General features: G+C 64.4%; 8 protein-coding genes, 1 pseudogene and 1 riboswitch. Of the genes and pseudogenes, 6 read left to right on the top strand and 3 right to left on the bottom strand.

The window, feature by feature from the left end:
• Positions 1-659: 659 nt before the first annotated feature.
• Positions 660-8,774: a putative Ig domain-containing protein gene (locus F1735_RS29090; protein WP_167240169.1), complete on the top strand. Its 8,115-nt coding sequence runs from the start codon at positions 660-662 to the stop codon at positions 8,772-8,774.
• Between the two features lie 84 nt (positions 8,775-8,858).
• On the opposite strand, the gene F1735_RS29095 is transcribed toward F1735_RS29090, so the two are convergent.
• Together F1735_RS29095 and F1735_RS29100 are read right to left on the bottom strand one after the other, a co-directional pair.
• Positions 8,859-9,737, bottom strand: coding sequence for a hypothetical protein (locus tag F1735_RS29095; protein WP_167240170.1), 879 nt, complete (start codon positions 9,735-9,737; stop codon positions 8,859-8,861).
• Positions 9,737-11,821 carry a M1 family metallopeptidase gene (locus tag F1735_RS29100; RefSeq protein ID WP_167240171.1) on the bottom strand — a complete coding sequence of 695 codons (2,085 nt, stop codon included), beginning with the start codon at positions 11,819-11,821 and terminating at the stop codon, positions 9,737-9,739. The genes F1735_RS29095 and F1735_RS29100 overlap by 1 nt, the downstream gene beginning before the upstream one ends.
• Before the next feature lie 125 nt (positions 11,822-11,946).
• Positions 11,947-12,105, top strand: a riboswitch (cobalamin riboswitch).
• 76 nt (positions 12,106-12,181) lie between these two features.
• On the opposite strand from F1735_RS29100, the gene F1735_RS29105 reads away from it, so the two are divergent.
• The 4 genes from F1735_RS29105 (at position 12,182) to F1735_RS29120 (ending at position 16,220) form a co-directional block, all read left to right on the top strand.
• On the top strand, positions 12,182-14,167 hold the full coding sequence (locus tag F1735_RS29105) for a TonB-dependent receptor (protein WP_167240172.1): 1,986 nt from the start codon (positions 12,182-12,184) through the stop codon (positions 14,165-14,167).
• A complete protein-coding gene (locus F1735_RS29110) occupies positions 14,167-15,060 on the top strand; it encodes a cobalamin-binding protein (protein ID WP_167240173.1) in 894 nt (297 codons plus the stop codon). Before F1735_RS29105 ends, F1735_RS29110 begins: the two co-directional genes overlap by 1 nt.
• A 141-nt stretch (positions 15,061-15,201) precedes the next feature.
• Positions 15,202-15,909: a thiol:disulfide interchange protein DsbA/DsbL gene (locus F1735_RS29115; RefSeq protein WP_167240174.1), complete on the top strand. Its 708-nt coding sequence runs from the start codon at positions 15,202-15,204 to the stop codon at positions 15,907-15,909.
• A complete protein-coding gene (locus tag F1735_RS29120; RefSeq protein WP_167240175.1) occupies positions 15,906-16,220 on the top strand; it encodes a hypothetical protein in 315 nt (104 codons plus the stop codon). Before F1735_RS29115 ends, F1735_RS29120 begins: the two co-directional genes overlap by 4 nt.
• A gap of 55 nt (positions 16,221-16,275) precedes the next feature.
• Here the strand turns inward: F1735_RS29120 and F1735_RS29125 are convergent, their stop codons facing one another.
• The gene (locus tag F1735_RS29125; protein ID WP_167240176.1) at positions 16,276-17,574 is read right to left on the bottom strand and encodes an ATP-binding protein; all 1,299 of its coding nucleotides are present in this window, start codon (positions 17,572-17,574) and stop codon (positions 16,276-16,278) included.
• 232 nt (positions 17,575-17,806) lie between these two features.
• Between F1735_RS29125 and F1735_RS29130 the strand changes: the two are divergent.
• Positions 17,807-18,048: pseudogene (locus F1735_RS29130) on the top strand (YncE family protein); the annotation flags it as partial.

Consider the following 18,048-nt stretch of genomic DNA (forward strand, 5'->3'; position numbering starts at 1 on the left):
TCATCCATCTGGCGCAGGTCGAAATCAGTGAGAGGCGTGGGCTTTTTTAACAAGATTGCACATCATACATTGAACTGAGTTTCCAGGCAGAAAAATTGTCTGCGGGGAGGTGATTGGTTACGGCTGACGTCATGGCGCGGTTTGACAAAACGTTCAGTATCGAAGACTTGAACGCGCTGTTGAAGACGAGTTCGAACCGGGCCGAGAGCAGTCTGGAAAATGTACTCGATGCATTGCGCAAAATTCTGATCAACGAAAAATCCGTGCCGACCTCGATCGGCGATGAGAAGGATAACGCTCCGAGCCGGCAGATGTACCACGGAAATATTTTACTCTTGAAAGGGGCACTGGATTCCGATCTCTCTACCGCGCCGCTTTCGCAGTTAGAGGGCAAACTCAGTATCACCGTTCCAACAAGCTCGGTTCCCGCCCGCAGCGATGAACTTCATTATCTTCCCTATCTTCTCTCGCTGAAGTACCTGTTGCCGATTCAAGTTACTCCGGATAACCTGGATACGCTGGCTATAATCGCCGCGAAGCATGCAGAACTCAAAGAAAAGATTGCCAGCGATCAGGCAGATTTTGAGCAGAGCGAGCGCTTGGGTGCATTGAATTTCAGCGACCTGTATCTTTCCAGCAGGTCCTTGATGCTGAAGATGATGATTGAAAGGAATAAGAAAGACGAGACCGGCATTGCACCCTACCCGAATCTGATGTTCTACGACACTGTCACCAATACGACCTTGCGCTCTGGCAGCTCCGATTCCGGCGACGCGGGACGCCGCCAGATCCTGTTTGGTGGTGAATACGGCAACCTGCTGCAAGGCGGCGACAAATACGATGAGATCTACGGCGACGACGGCGACGATACGCTCGGCGGCGGCGGCGGCAACGATTACATCGAGGGCGGGGTCGGCGACGACAAGCTTGACGGCGGTACCGGCAGCGACTGGCTGCGTGGCGGCAAGGGCGTCGATACCTACAGCTTTGGCGCCGCGTTTGGAAACGACACCATCGTCGACAGTGATGGCCTGGGCAAGATCGAGATCGCCGGTAGCGTCATTACCGATGGAAAAGGCGTCGGCAAGCGCAACCAATGGGTCGCCCAATTGGCCTCTGGCGAGTACGTTGGCATGGCGGTGTACGATGCCTCGTCCAGTGTGACGGGCAAGCGCATGATCATGACCAAGGGACTCGACAGCAATAACGCGGTCACGATCGACAATTTCGACCTGGCGAAGGCATTGAGCAGCGAAGGATATCTTGGGATCAAGCTCGAGAGCCAGTCGAAGGTCGCCCTCAAAATCGGGCCGGGGAGAAACGTGTACAACGAACCCGGCTTTGTCGAATCGAGCCTGGAGGCGCAGCTGGCCACGATCAGTGAAGGTGGCGCCGCCACCTTCACCATGTCCCTGAGCGCGGCAGCCGGGGCGCACGAGACGGTCACGCTGGCACTGTCCGGCGTGAGCGGGAAACTGATGGTGATGGTTGACGGGACCCTGGTCGCCGCCGAAGGGGCAGTGATCGCGCTCAGCGAAGGCCAGACCGAAGTCGTTTTCGCACTGGTCCAGCGCGGTGACTTTGATGGCGATCTGCCGGGAACCCTGAAGGCCAGCCACAACCGTCCGGACGGCATTTCGAGCACCAATACCATTGCGCTCAGTCTGAAAGACACCGGAAAGTCCACCTTCACGATGATCGGAGATCAGCACGCACCTGGGGGAAGTTCCAGTTCGGATCCATACAACTGGTCCGCAGTGACATTCCTGGCAGATGGCACCTTGGTCGGTGGCGTCGCCGAGGCGAATTTTTCCGATGCGCTGGTAGGTGGAACCGTTAAAAACAAGATATTCGGCTTGGGAGGCAACGATTTGCTCGACGGCGGTGAAGGCGACGATACCATCGACGGCGGTGACGGCGACGACATGATCGCTGGTGGTAAGGGCAACGACCACATCCTCGGCGGCAAGGGCAATGATTTTATCAGCAGTGCCTCGCCCTCTTATGGCCAGAGACGCCGGTTCCCGGAAGAAACGTGGAAACCGCCCGCAGGCATGACAGCGGCAGCTGTTGGCGCGGTGTGGGGTGTCTACTACGATAGCGCAGACAACTCCAATACATGGGACGGCATGGATTTGGCTTACTATTCAGACAATGATTTTGTCGATGGCGGCGAGGGCAACGATCGGATTATCGGAAGTCACGGAGATGATCAACTCCTTGGTGGAGCGGGAAATGACGTGCTCTGGGGGTTGTCGGGCAACGATGACATCGAAGGCGGCGATGACGATGACGTACTCGAGGGCGATGGGCATGTTACAAAGACAAGGCTGATCAATTACCAGGCGCCTGAGCACCACGGCGCCGACTTCCTCGATGGCGGCGCCGGCAACGATCGCCTCACTGGCCAGGGCTCGAACGATGTGCTGTACGGCGGTAGCGGCAATGACACTTTGCAGGGCGACACCGGCGGCGGCCTGACCAGCGACAAGGACTACATTCCATTCCAGTATCAGGGCAATGACTATCTCGACGGCGAAGAAGGCGACGATTTTCTCTATGGCGAAGGCAAGGACGATACCTTGTACGGCGGCGCGGGCAAGGACAAGCTGTGGGGCGACATGTCGGCCTCCACCCTCTCGCCCGGCGACGACGCTTTGTTCTGGGGGCGCGATGTGCTCGACGGCGAAGACGGCGACGATACCCTGGTCGGTGGCGGCAAGGATGATCAGTTGTATGGCGGCGCCGGCAACGACAAGCTGTGGGGCGACGAGAACACCAAGAGTTTCAATCACGATTTCAGCGGCGCCGACTTCCTCGACGGCGGCGATGGCGACGATCAGCTCGTCGGCGGCGGCGGCGGCGACCGCCTGCTCGGCGGCGCGGGCAACGATCGCCTGATCGGCGATGACGACGAATTCATTCCCGCCGCCTTCCAGGGCAACGACTATCTCGATGGCGGCGCCGGTAACGACATTCTCGCCGCGGGCCTGGGCGACGACACGCTGTTCGGCGGCGCAGGCAATGACACGCTCAACGGCGGCGGCGGCGCCGACTACATGGTCGGCGGCGCCGGCAACGATGTCTATGTCATCGACAGCGAAGGCGATATCATTGTCGAGGAGGCGCGCAAGAAGTCCGGCGCCGGCACCGGTGCGCGCGGAGCAACGCCGCCGGCGCCCGGCGCCGGTAGCGCTGCCGGCGCGGTCAACGCAGAGGGCGAGGCCAGCGCCGACGAGCCGGGCACCAATGATGTCGAAGCGAGCATCAGCTATACCCTCGGCGCGCACCTCGACGCGATCAGGCTGACGGGAAGCAATTCGATCGATGCCACCGGTAACAGTGCCAATAATGGCCTGTTCGGTAACGGCGCAGCCAATGTGCTCACCGGTGCGGCAGGCGACGATTACCTGGTCGGCGGCGCCGGCAACGACGTCTACGCATTCGACCGCGGCGACGGCATGGATACCATCGACAATACCGACGTCCTGTCCGACAGCGCCGATCCCGCGCGCAAGCCGGCCATCGACATCCTGCGCCTCGGCGCCAATATCGCCGAGCGCGATATCATCGCCTATCGTGATGAAGATATCCTGTCGCTGCGCATCAGGGGTTCGAGCGAGCAGATCAATTTCCTCGACTACTTTGCGGCCAACAAGGTCGACGGCACTGTCACGTTTGACCGCAAGCTCGACCGCGTGGAATTTGCCAGCGGCGTGGTCTGGGACCAGGCCATGATCCAGTCGGTCGTGGACCGGCGCGCCAACAACCGTGGTCCGGTCGGCAACTACGCCAGCTTGCCGACGATCAAGTCGCGCGCCGGGCAAGAATTCAGCTATGCGCTGCCGGCCGATCTGATGAGCGATCCCGATGCATGGGATTCGGTCCGGTACAGCGTCACCCTGGGCGATGGCAGTGCGCTACCTGCCTGGCTGAGCTTCGACGCTGACAAGTTGGTCCTGACGGGCACGCCAACGGCGGCCAGTGCCGGCACGCTGGCATTGAGGATCGCCGGAACGGACAGCTTCGGCGCATCGATCGGCACGACCATCGACATGCAGATCGCGCCGCCAAACCGCGAACCGGTGTTGCTCGACCGCTTTTATACTCAACAGGCCACGCGCGGTAAAGTGTTCAGTTTCAAGTTCGCGAACGGCGCGTTTACCGACCCTGACGGCGATGCGCTGGCCTACAGCGCCACCTTGGTTGGCGCCGCGGCACTGCCGGCCTGGCTCAGTTTCGACCCCGCCACGCGCACCTTCAGCGGTACGCCCACCGAACTCGGCCGGACCATGGTGCAGATCACCGCGACCGATCCGTACCATCTGTCCAACGGCACTTCGTTCGTCATCGAAGTCAACAATCTCGCACCGGCGCGGGCCTCGCTGCACGACCTGGGCCTGGCCATGGGCGAGTCGCTCAATTACGCGCTGCCCAAGGATGCGTTCGTCGATAGCGATTCGGCCGACAAGCTGAGCTATAACGTGGCGCTGGCCGATGGTGGCGCCTTGCCTGGCTGGCTCAGTTTCGACCCGGCGACGAATGTCTTTTCCGGCAAGCCGGCCGCCACCGGGGTGGTCTCGATTCGCGTGACTGCCACCGATGCGAACGCGGCCAGTACGTCCGCCACCTTCGACCTTCGCATCGACAACTCCGCCGCCGTCAATGGTACCGAAGGCATCGACACCTTGCGCGCGGGCGCGGGGCACGACACGCTCACCGGCGCGGGCGGCAACGATGCCTTGTTCGGCGGATTCGGCAACGACCACCTCGATGGCGGCGCCGGCGACGACGTTCTCGAGGGCGGCGCAGGTGCCGACACCTATTATTTCGGCAATGGTTCCGGCCGCGACGCGATCTTCGACGAGAGTTATGCCGAGGCCGGCGATATTGATACGGTGCAGCTCGGTGCCGGCATCGTCCAGGCCGACATCAAGGTGACGCGCGAGGGCGACAATCTGCGCCTGATGTTGGTGAACACCGGTGAACTGCTCGATATCAGGGGGCAATTCGCGAGCATGCCATCGATGACCAACAATCAGATCGAGCAGTTGCGATTCGCCGACGGCACTACGTGGGATCAGGCCGCCATAGCCGCCAACGCGCGCATCGCCACGGCTGGCGCCGATGAACTGCATGGTACGGACGGCGCCGACAGCATCGCCGGCGGCGCGGGCGCCGACCGGCTGTACGGCAAGTCCGGCGACGACACGCTCAAAGGCGGCCGCGACAACGACCGCTTGTATGGCGGCGTCGGCAACGATACCTATTTGTTCGATCTGGACGATGGACGCGACTTCATCAGCGAAGAGAAGGCCGGCGCGCAGCCTTCCGCCGACGTGCTGCGTTTTGGCGCCGGGATCGCGCCATCCGATGTCACTGTGACGCGCAACGGACCCAATCTGGTGCTGACGCTCAATAACGGCAGCGATTCGGTCACGCAGACCAACTATTTCATGGACACTGCCGACCAGGCGGCACGGGTCGAACAGGTCGTCTTCCAGGACGGCACCGTGTGGGACGCCGTCAAGCTGGCCGAGCTGGCCTCGATTCCCACCGCCGGCGACGATGAGCTGTGGGGCGACGACACTGCCAACCGTCTCGACGGCGGCGCCGGTTTCGATGTCATTCAAGGTGCCGCTGGCGACGACACGCTCAACGGCGGCGCGGACAATGACGTGCTGCATGGCGGCGAGGGCAATGACCTGCTTGATGGCGGCGCCGGCAATGATCGCCTTCGTGGCGGGCGGGGCAATGACGTCTATCTGTTCGGCAAAGGTTCGGGCCACGACTCGCTGGAAAATGACGACAATGCGTCGACCAGGAAAGATGTCGTGCGACTCGGTGCGGGTATCACGGTCGATGATGTCAGCGTGACCCGGTGGTGGAAAACACTGATTCTGACTGTTCGTTCCAGCAACGATACGCTGTATGTATCGAATTACTTCGATGGAGGGGCGGCCAAAATCGATGCGCTGGAATTTGCCGACGGGACGATCTGGACCAGCGCGATGCTCGAGCAAAAGGTGGTGCAGCACGTCAATAATCACGCAAAGGATGCCGCCAAGCCATTGCCGCGGCTTGAAGTCATGATCGGCAAGCCCCTCGACTTCGTGGTGCCGGCCGATACCGTGGTCGATCCCGACCCGGCCGATTACATCCATTACACCCTGATGCTCAGGGACAGGGTGACGCCGGCGCCGTCCTGGCTCTTGTTCAATCCGAACACCAACCGCATCAGCGGTACGCCAGGCCTGGCGGACGTTGGCATTCTCGAGCTGTACGTGCTTGCCCAGGATGAAATCGGTTCCGGCGTGTACGCCCCCCTGACGATCGAGATCTTGAGCGGCAACCGCGCACCGACACTGGTGGCCCCGATACAGGACCACAACGCCGCCCAGGGTGCGGTAATGGTATTGCCGGTTGCGGCGGCCTTTTCCGAACCGGACAAGGACGATGGGCTGGTCTACAGCGCCAAGCTGGCGGACGGCGCCGCGCTTCCCGGCTGGCTCCATTTCGACACCGAGACGGCGGTGTTCAGCGGCACCCCGAGCCTGCTTGACACGGTCGATATCACCGTCACGGCCACCGACAACAGCGGTGCGAGCGTGTCCGATACGTTTGGCATCAGCGTCAATATTTTTGGCGTCAACGTGCGGGGCGGCCCCGGCGCCGATGTGCTGCATGGCGGTACCGGCTCCGATGCCATCTTCGGCTATGCGGGCGACGATAGCCTGAACGGCGGCGATGGCGATGACCGGATCGATGGCGGTCTGGGCGACGACCGCATGAGCGGGGAGCGGGGAGATGATACGTACGTGGTCGACAGCGCCGGCGACACGATGATCGAATTGGCGGAGCAGGGCATCGATACGGTGAAAACCACCCTCAGCTGGACCTTGGCCGATCAGTTTGAAAACCTCGTTCTCGACGGCCTCGATATGCTGACAGGCACTGGCAATAGTCTGGACAATGAATTGACCGGCAACGCCGGAAACAATGTCCTCACCGGCGCGGCCGGTAAGGACACGCTCACCGGCGGCCGTGGCAGCGATGTGTATCTCTTCAATCGCGGCGATGGGCAGGATACGATCGATAATCTCGACATTCTTGGTTCGGTGGACGTGCTTCGTTTCGGCAGCGGTATCATGCCGAACGATATTATCGCGCTCGATACCGGTTATTCGGTCGTTCTTAAAATCAAGGGAACAGGCGATCAGATCACGCTCAAGGGCCACCACGACGACACCACCTACGACGGCGGTTTCGAAGGCGATCGTTCAATCGACAAGATCGAATTCGCCAATGGCGAGAGCTGGGACTACGCGATGCTCGAGGACGTCATCAAGCGCGCCGCTACCAACCACGAGCCAGTGCTGGCCGCTCCCATACCCGCCATGCGCGCCGGCGCCGCTACGGCATTCACATACACGGTGCCGCTTGGGACGATCACCGATCCCGATCCGTGGGATTCGATCAGCTACAGCGCAACACTGAGGGACGGCAGCGCATTGCCCGCATGGCTGCAGTTCGACCCGGCCACCCGCATCTTCAGCGGCACTGCGGCCCTGAGTGACGCCGGTGCCTCATTCAAGTTGGTACTCTGGGGCACGGATAACTACGGACGCGCGCAAGGACAGGTCGTCACCATGACGGTCACGGCGCCGAACCGGGCGCCGGTCGTCGCCGCACCGATCGCCGATCAGACGGCAGCGCCGGGTGCCGCGTTGACGTATGCGTTCCCCGCCACGGCGTTCTCGGACCCGGACAGTGGCGATGCACTGACGTACAGCGCCACCCTGGCCGATGGCGGCGGGTTGCCGGCCTGGCTCAAGTTCACGCCGGCCACGCGCACGTTCAGCGCAACGTCCACCGTCGCCGGGACCTTCGGCATCAAGCTGACGGCAACCGACAAGAGCGGCCTCGGCGTATCCGACATCTTCAACCTGGTCGTCGCTACCCAGAACCTGACACGCACCGGAACGGCCGGCGCCGACGTGTTGAACGGCGCGGCCGGCAACGATACACTCAACGGCATGGGCGGCAACGATACCCTCAAGGGCTTCGAGGGCAACGATACCTTGAATGGCGGCACCGGCGACGATGTCATGTCGGGCGGCGCGGGTGACGATGCCTACCTGGTCGACGCCGCTGGCGACACGGTGCTCGAGAATGCCGGCGAAGGCAACGATCAGGTCCAGTCCGGCGTCAGCCTGGTGCTGGCGGCGAATGTGGAAAGCCTGGTTCTCACCGGCACGGCTGCCATCAATGGCACGGGCAACGCGCTCAACAACGTGTTGACCGGCAACGGCGGAGTTAACACGCTCACTGGCGCGGCCGGCAACGATACGCTCGATGGCGCTGGCGGCGCCGACATCCTCGCTGGTGGCACAGGCGCCGATACCTACCGTTTCGGCCGTGCTTATGGCACCGACACGATCCAGGAGAACGATGCCACGGCCAACACGCCGGACGTGCTGCAGTTCCTGGCCGGTGTGTCGTCCGATCAGATCTGGTTACGTAAAGTCGCAAACAACCTGGAGTTGAGCGTGATCGGAACGGACGACAAGATGACTGTGAGTAATTGGTACCTGGGAAACCAGTATCATGTCGAACGGCTGACCACAAGCGACGGCAAAGCCCTGCTCGACAGTCAGGTCCAGAATCTGGTCAATGCCATGGCAGCGTTCGCGCCGCCAGCGGCCGGCCAGACGACTTTGCCGGCGAACTATGCCAACAGCCTGAATCCGGCCATTGCCGCCAACTGGCGCTAGTGTTGTCGTAGTACCATCGTAAAACCCGGCAAGACACGGTGCAAGGCCGTGCCTTGCCGGGTTTTTTTTTGGCCCGGCGCTGTCTCAATCCATGCGCGTGCGCGCCAGCTCGATCAGGGCGAACAGGCGCGCGCTGCGCATCCAGCCGATGACGACGACCGCCGCCTGCGTGAGCAGCAGCGCCCCGGCAAAGCTCAGTGCATCGACGCCCGCCGTGTGGGCGCGCGCCAGCGACAGCAGGGCGGCCAGCGCCAGGCCGACGATGCTGATGCCGATGTAGGAGCCGAGCGCGGCCAGCGGATGGCGCGCCAGCAGCGTGCAGCCCGCCAGCCAGGCCGACCAGGCGGAGCGTTTGCGCGGGTCGTACGCGAGGAACGCGCGGCCGGCGTCGAGCGACGCCGCGGCAAGCCCCATCAGCAGCAGCATGAGCGCTTGCGCCAGCATCATCGGCAGCGCCGCTTCGCCGCGCGCGACGACCTTGGTGGCGCGCATGGCTGCCGCTTCCATGGCGCTCGTGCCGACCATGAACGCCGCGCCCAGCGGCAGCGCGCCCCAGGCCAGCATGCGCAGCATCGGCGCGTAGTAGTCGACGCCGCCGCGCGTGAGCGCCGCAAAGCCGGGCGCCTTGTCGGCCCGCGCCGCCGTCGCCGCCATCCCCGAGAGCATCGGCGAAATCAGCAAGGTGGCGATCAGCGCCATGGCGCCGGCCTGGGTGAACGCCATCTGGTTGCGGCCGTGGATGGCCAGCAGGTCGCTGACGGCGGTCATGTCGAGCGCGCGCGCCAATGTGTGCGCATGCACCGAATAATCGAGGTGCGTCGAGAGCAGGTGCCAGGCCGGCAGCGCCAGGATCAGGGTTGGCGCGAGCATCCACAGGGTCCACAGCAGCAGCAGGCGCCATTGCAGCGCCGCGCGCGCCGCACGCGGGATGGATGCCATCGAAAAGGCGGGCGTCTGCTTCATCACACGGTCGCAATCAGGGAAAAGAGGATGTTGAAAAACGCCGCCACATCGCCGCTCCATCTGCGCGAGGCGCTGCCATCGGGTGCCAGTGTGCGGCTGTCATCGAGTTTGCTGGTGTCGAGGTAGTGCTGGCGCTTGGGATCGAGTTCGGCCGATACCGCCCTGGCCGGCTTGACCCAGTTGAAGGTGCGCCAGCGCTGCTGGTCGTCCCACACCACGGTCTCGCTGCTGCCGTCGGCAAATTTGACCAGCAGGCTTTGCGCCACCGGCACGCCGCGCCGCTGCAAGGTGACGCTGGTGCGCCACGGGCGCGCCGCGCCGGCCTTGGCGGCGACTTCTTCCTCGCTCGAAAAGCGCGAGATGCGGTCGTCCACGCTGGCGGCGGCGTACACCTGCTGTGCGAACGCCGCGTACACGGCGGCGCGCTGGCCGCTTACCTCGGCCAGCGTCTCGCGCAGGTCGGCGATGCTCGGATGGCGGAACTTCCAGCGCTTGTAGTATTCCTTGAAGGCGCGCTCGGTCGCCTCCTTGCCGATGCGCTCTTCCAGGTCGCGCAGCATGGTCGCGCTGCGCACGTACACCGGGCCGATGCCCTGCAAGCGCATGTGGGCGTTCTGCCCGATCGGGTCGGCCGGCTCGTGCCGCGGGGCGTCGTGGCGTTCGACATCGAAGCCCTTGAAACCAGGCGCCAGGCCGAGCGCCTTGAGCCAGCGCGGGCCCAGGTACACCTGCTGGCCGGTCTCGCGCAGCATGCGGTAGTCCCAGTATTCGTTCAGGCCTTCGTCGAGCATCGGCTCCTCGAATTCGTTGGAGGCGACGATGCCGTAAAAGTAGCCGTGGCCGACTTCGTGGATGGTGACGAAATCGAGGTCGAAGGCGCCGGCCGTGCCGGGCGCCACCTTGTCGTGGCCGGTGGCGGTGATGAAGGTCGGATACTCCATGCCGCCGGCGTCGTCGGCGTTGAACGGCGGGATCACGATGGTCAGCGTTTTGTACGGATACGGGCCGAGCGTCTTCGAGAAATAGGTCAGCGCATCGGTGGCGGCCTTGAGCGCCGGCGCGGCGCTGGCCGCACGGTCGGGCGGGAACAGCACCGTCAACGCTACCTGGGCGCTGCCCGGCGCGCTCCAGGTAGCGCGCAGGGGCGGCGCGGTGCGCTTGTCGGCGGTCCAGGCGAAGTCGTGGACGTCGCCCTGCACGTAGTGGTGGGTCAGCATGCCGCCGCGTTCGGCCGGCGCTCCTTGCAGCTCGCCCGTGGCGCCCACCGTATAGCCCTTGGGCGCGGTGAGCTTGACGTCGTAGCGGCCGAAGTCGGCGTAGAACTCGGACTCGTGGTGGTACTCATGCACGTTCCAGCGCGCCCGCGTGGCGCCGCGTTCTCCGGGCAGTTCGAGCACGCCGATCTTGGGGAACCACTGGGCCACCAGATGAAAGCTGCCGAAGTAGCCGGTGTCGCACACCACGCGCGGCAGGCGGGTCAAGAAGGCGATGTCGACACTGGTGGAGGCGCCCGGCGCCACCGGCGCCGGCAGGTCGAAGCGCACCACGGTTTGGTCGCTGGCGGGGCCGTTGTCGGGATGGACAAACGACCAGTCGACCTTGGCCCCGCCCTGGGTCACGCTGCGCAGCGAAATATCGCCCCACTCGCCGGGCCGGATGGTGGCATCGTTGCCGGCCTCGCGCTGCTCGGTGAAGTAGGTGCTGCCCGCGCTCTTGAAGGCGTTCATGTACAGGTGCAGGTAGACGCTGCGCACGGTCTCCTTGCTGCGGTTGCGCCAGGTGAGCTTCTGCTTGCCGTCGATCGTGTGCGCGACCGGGTCGAGGGTCGCTTCGATCTGGTAATCCACCACGCGCTCCGACAGGGTCGGCTCGCTGCCGCTGCGCGGCCCGCCCCACGCGTCCGGGGCGCTCGGCACGTGTACCGCGCCGGCCGACGGCAGGGCGAAGCCGATCCCGACATCGGTCACCGGTTCGGGGATCGGCGTGATGCTGATGTCGGCCTGCGCCAGCAGCTCGGCGCCGGCGACGGCGGCAGCGGCGAGCAGCAGCGCCTTGAGGGCCAGGGTTCGGGTTCGGGCTTGCATGCGTTCTCCTGCGCCGGCGGGGCGCTGATTCGATAAAAAGGTAAATACGGGGTTTGCCGGGCGGCCGGCGCGCCGCACAGCATGCCACAACGCGCGCCGCCACGCAGTCCGGATGGCGACTCCGATTATAATGGCGCAGTTTTGGTGCCCGCCCGCGTCTTCACGCCGGCAGTTAAACGGGAAACACGGAGATAGACTCTTAGTGTGCTGCCCCCGCAACGGTAAGCCAGGCGCGCCATGAGCGCCTTGCCAGCCCGGATACCGGCCAAAACAGGGGGACCCGACGCCGCATCGCGCGTCGGTCCGTGCAATCCGGCTTGCGGGGACGCAGGCCAGGACTCATTTTCTGAAGACGACATCATGATTTTTGCAGTATCGCCGCGCCGCGCGCTCTCTGCCAGGCCGCTTGCGCTGGCTTCCGCCCTGTCCCTGTGTTTTGCCTCCGGCGCCGCGCTGGCGGCCCAGGCCCTGCCTGAAGTAACCATCACCGGTGCGCGCTTCGCCAGCGATCCGGCGCTCGCTCCGATCGGCGCGACCGTCATCAGCGCCGACGACATCCGCCGCGCCGGCGCGGCCGACGTCAACCAGGCCATCCGCAAGATCGGCGGCGTGTACGGCCGCCAGAGCCTGGACGGCTCGCCCGACTTCAGCCTCGATTTGCGCGGCTTCGGCACCAACAGCAGCCAGAACATGGTCGTCACGCTCGACGGCGTGCGCATGTCCGAGAGTCAATTGAGCAATGCGACCCTGTCGTCGATCCCGATCGAGACGGTCGAGCGCATCGACATCATTCGCGGCGGCGCCAGCGTGCTGTATGGCGAAGGCGCCACCGGCGGCGTGATCCGCATCGTCACGAAACGCCCGCAAGCGAACGGCCGGCGCGGCATGCTGCGCGCCGAAATGGGCCAGTTCGGCCTGCGCGACCTGCGCGCCGCCCTGGCCCAGTCGTGGAACGGGTTTGCGCTCGACGCCTCGCTCGGCAGCGCCCGCACCGACAACTACCGCGACCACAACGGCTTCGAGCTCGATACCTTCAGCGGCGGCGCCCAGTGGGCTTACCAGGGCGGCCGCGCCGGCGTGCGTTACGACCGCGCGCGCCAGGAGTCCGACCTGCCGGGCGCCCTGAGCGCGCGCCAGTTCGGCGACAACCCGCGCCAGGCCAATACGCCGGACGATATCGGCGCGCTCGATTCGGACCGCCTGACCGCGTTTGCCGAGCAGCGCATCGGCGCCGTCGACCTGGCCGCCGAGCTGTCGCGCCGCGAGCGCACCGCCCGTTCGACCTATTTCTACACGCTCGAAGGCGCGCGCGTGGCATCGAAGGCGACCTACGGGAGCGTGCAGACGCAATTCTCGCCGCGCGTGCGCCACCTGGCGCAAATGGATGGCATGCTCAACGAACTGGTGGCCGGCGTCGACCTGGTCAAATGGACGCGCGTGACCGAGTCGGATTATTCGAACGCCGATGCGACGCAAAAGTCGAAAGCGCTGTACCTGCGCGATGAACTCACCTTCGGCGGCGCGCACAAGGCCCGCGTGGCTGTGGGGGCGCGCCGCGAGCGCTTCGAGAAGGACGCCACCGATACGCTCGCCTTCGCCAAGCCTTACGACACCAAGCAAACCCTCAACGCATGGGAAGTGCAGGGCAGTGTCGACGTCATGCCGGCCGTACACCTGTACGCCAAGGCCGGGCGCAGCTACCGCGTGGCCAACGTCGACGAAAACGGCTACCGTTCCTCGCCCGGCTTGCTGGCGCCGCAAACCTCGCGCGACCTGGAACTGGGCCTTGTCTATGGCACCGCGAGCCTGGGCGCGAGCGCGCGCATGTTCCGCCACCAGCTGCGCAACGAGATCTTTTACGACCCGAGCGTGAACGGCGGTTACGGCGCCAACACCAACCTCGATCCGACCCAGCGCAAAGGGGTGGAAGTCGATGCCCACGCCAGCATCGCGCGCGACTGGCGCGTGAGCGGCAACTGGCAGTACGTGCGGGCGCGCTTCACCGAAGGGCGCAACGCCGGCAGCGAGATGGTGCTGGTGCCGAAGAACGTGCTCTCGGCGCGCCTGGCCTGGGTGCCGGGCAATGGCCATAGTGCCGATATCGGCGCCCAGTGGGCCGGCAAGCAGCGCTTCGGCGCCGATTTTGCCAACACCTGCGGCGTGCGCATCTCGTCGGCCACCACTTTCGACGCGCGTTATGCGCATCAGGTGGGCGCCTGGGAGTTCGCCGTGGCCGGCCTGAACCTGGCCGACAAGCGCTACACCAGCAACGCCTTCGGCTGCAATAGCGGCATCTATCCGGCCGACGGACGCCAGGTGAAGGTCTCGGCGCGCTACGACTTCTGATGGGCCAGCGCCTTGCCGCCGCCGCGCTGGCCCTGTGGGCCGGCCTTGCCGGCGCCGCCCCGGTCACGGTGGTGGACGACGCCGGCCGGCGCGTGGTCCTGGACGCGCCGGCCAAGCGCATCGTCTCGATGGCGCCGCACATCACCGAGCTGCTGTTCGCGGCCGGTGGCGGCGCACGCATTGTCGGGGCGATCAATTACAGCGATTACCCGGCAGCGGCCGGAACGATCCCGCTGGTGGGCGACAATAGCCAGATCGATATCGAACGCGTGCTGGCGCTCAAACCGGACCTGCTGGTGGTCTGGCAGAGCGGGAACACGGCGCGCCAGCTGGAGCAGTTGCGCCAGCTCGGCATTCCGATGTTCCACAGCGAGCCGGCGCGCCTTGGCCAGGTGGCCGACAGCATGCTGCGTTTCGGCCAGCTGCTCGGCACCGACACGGTGGCGCGCGCGGCGGCGGCCTCGTTCCAGGCCGATATCGCGGCCCTGGGCGCGCGTTACGCCAGGCGCTCCCCGGTCAAGGTGTTTTACCAGGTCTGGGACAAGCCGCTGTACACCCTCAACGGCCAGCACGTGGCCAGCGACGCGATTGCCCTGTGCGGCGGCGAGAATATTTTCGCCGCGCTGGCGGTCAAGGCGCCGTCGGTGGGGATCGAGGCGGTGTTGCAGGCCAATCCGGAAGCGTTGGTCGCCAGCGTGCCGCACGACCCCTCGGACGCGGGCCTGGCGATGTGGGCGCCGTACAAGACCCTGTTGGCGGTGCGTAATGGCAATCTATTCACGCTCGATGGCGAATTGCTGACCCGGCCCGGGCCGCGCCTGGTCCAGGGCGCCGCCATCCTGTGCGAAAAACTCGAACTGGCGCGTCAACGGCGCGGCCAGGCGCGCCGTTGACCGACTGTGACCTCGCACTGATCCGGCCACGCCACGACGGCATTTGCAACGCAATGTAAAATGCGGGACCTTGGCCGGGGACCTGCCGCAAAAAGTGGTAATCTCGCGATCGTCGTCTCAACTTAATCATGAAGGATATTTATGCGTTTCCTGCGTATTGCTCTCGCCGTCGCCAGTCTGGTCGCCACCACGGCGTTCGCTTCGCCCGCCGATCCGAAAGACGGTGCCGAATATGTCACGCTGGCGAGCCCGCAGCCGACCAAGACCGTCGGTAAAAAAGTGGAAGTCATCGAATTTTTCATGTACCACTGCCCGGCCTGCAACGCGCTGGAACCGCATCTGGCCGAGTGGGTCAAAAAGCAGGGCGACAATATCGTCTTTCGCCGCGTTCACTTCCCGGTGACCGGTCCCAGCGATCCCGAGGCGCATTTGCACCTGACGCTCGAAGCGATGGGCAAGGCCGAGGAAATGCATCCGAAAGTGCTGCGCGCCTTCCACATCGAGCGCCTGCGCCTGAACAAGGACGACGCCATCCTCGAGTGGATTCCGAAGCAGGGCATCGACAAGGCCAAGTTCATGGAATACTGGAACTCGTTCGGCGTGCTGACCAAGCTGAAAAGCGCGTCGCAAGTGATGAGCAACTACAAGATCGACGGCGCACCGACCCTGGTGATCGACGGCCGCTTCCTGACCTCGCCATCGTCCATTGGCGGCGCCAATCCGGGCCTGGTCCAGGCGACGGTGTATCCGGCGGTCCAGCAAACGCTTGACGCGCTGGTGGCCAGGGTTCAAAAAGAGAAGGGCGCCGCTGCCCCTGCAAAAACAACTGCGAAACCTGCCGGCAAATGAGCGATCCTGAAGAAAAACTCCTGAAAATCTACGACGGCTCGCGCCCGGTAGTGGAGGATTTATTCGAGCGTAACTGGATCAACCAGTTGGCGTGGAGCGTGGTGGTGCTGCTGTGCAGCGTGGTGGTGTGGTTTGCGATCGCCATCGTCAATGCCGAAAACCAGCGTCACGCCTTGATGACCAGGCAATGCGCCGATCCGGTGTTCAAGGGCGAGATCGATATGCGCTGCCTGCAGGTGGTCAGCTCGCGCGAGCATTGGTGGCAGCATCTCTGGTATGGGATTACCCATTTGAGGCCGCAGGAGAAGTGAGCCTTCGCCGTCGTTCCCGCCCGGGCGCGGTAACGACGCCGTGCAAGCGTTACCCTCAAGCGGGCAAGGCAATCACGAAGCGCGCGCCACCCATCGACGACTGCTCGACCGCTATGGTGCCGCCATGCAGCGCCACCGCTTTCTGCGCAATCGACAATCCCAGTCCGAACCCGCCCGTGCTGCGGTCGCGGCTGCGGTCGAGCCGGTAAAACGGTTCGAACACCTTGCCGCGTTCCCCTTCGGGAATGCCCGGCCCGTCGTCTTCCACCACGATTTCCACCCCGTCCGTGCGGCGCGCCGACAGCGCGATCTGGCCGTTGCCGTACTTTTGCGCATTCCTGAGCAGATTGCCCACCGCCCGCACCAGCAGGCGCCGGTCGCCGCTCATGCTGCCCAGCGCGCTGTCGAGCCGGACCTCGGGCTGCGCCGCCAGCGGGTCGAGCGTGTCCACGCAGCCCAGCAGCGCCGGGGCCAGCTCGAAGTCGGCTTGTTGCAGCGCCTGGCGGCTGTCGAGCCGGATCATGCTCAGCAGTTCATTGACCAGGCCGTTCAGCTCGGCGACGTCGCCTTCCATCGCCACGATGCGCGCTTCCAGCGCCGGATCGCCCGCTGCCGAGCGCAGCAGTTCGAGCGCGAATTCCAGCCGCGCAATCGGCGTGCGCAGTTCGTGCGAGACGGAATGAAGCAGGTTTTTCTGGGCGTCGAGCAAGCCTTCGATGCGCCCGGCCATGTGGTTGAAGCGCTCGGCCAGCGGATAGATGGACGCGCGCGGCTTGAAGTCGGCGCGCGCCGCCAGTTGGCCGGCGCCGACCTCGTCGGCCAAGCGCGAGAGCGCCTGCAGCCCCAGCCAGTGCGAGCGCGACCACAGCGCGGCCGGCACCAGCAAGAACAGCGCCACGATCACATAGCGCACCGCTTCCATCTCCAGCGCCAGGCCTATGTCGATCGGCAATTCATGCGCGTGGATGACTTCTGCGGCGCTGCCGATATAGCTTTCGCCATGCAGGTCGACGCGGCGGTAAAACGCCTTGTGGGCGGTGTCGAGCACCAGTTCGCCGCGGTCGAGCGCGGCATGCTGCTTGGCCGGCACCGAGGAACGGACGCTGGCCAGCGGCACCAGGTCGAGCTTGACGTCGGACACTTCGCGCACCTTGTTCAGGCGCACCAGCCACTCGTTGGCGGGGGCTTTGTCGATATATTGTTCTAGCAGGAAAATCTGGGCCGCCGCCTGGCGCCGCGCGATGTCGTCGAGCGGGTCGCCGAACAGGCGGCTGATGGTGAAATAGATGGCAAACGTCGCGACCGTGATCGACAGCATCACCAGCACGAAGAAGCGGAAAAAGATGCGGTTCACGCGCGCTTCCCGCCACAACCGTGTTCAAGAACTGTTGCCATAGCTATCGCTTCTCCTTGCGCAGCATTGTATAAGAGCGGCGCGGATCGCGGTATTACAAATAAGTGACAAATGGGGGACAGATGTTGGCGGAATTGTGGCGCGCTTGTCGTTATGATGTTCTTACTCGCACTCGGTCTGCCCGTCGTGTCTGTTACGGCGGGCCTTGCTAACTATTTCGAAAGGATTCGCCATGTCTGTTTTGATTCGCGTTTTATCCTGTTTCCCGCTGGCCGGCGCCATTGCGCTCGGTGCTTGCGGCGGCGGTGGCGACAGCACGCCCGCCCCATCCCAGGCCCAGCCGGATATCGTCGTGACGCCAACGCCAACGCCAACGCCGACGCCGACGCCGACGAATAACACCGACCGCGAGCCCGGCCGCAAGCGCGCCCCCCCCGCGACCGCCCCCACGAGCACGAACGCCAACGCGATGAC

This window comes from Massilia genomosp. 1, assembly GCF_011682185.1.
GTDB classification, from domain to species: domain Bacteria; phylum Pseudomonadota; class Gammaproteobacteria; order Burkholderiales; family Burkholderiaceae_D; genus Telluria_A; species Telluria_A rubra.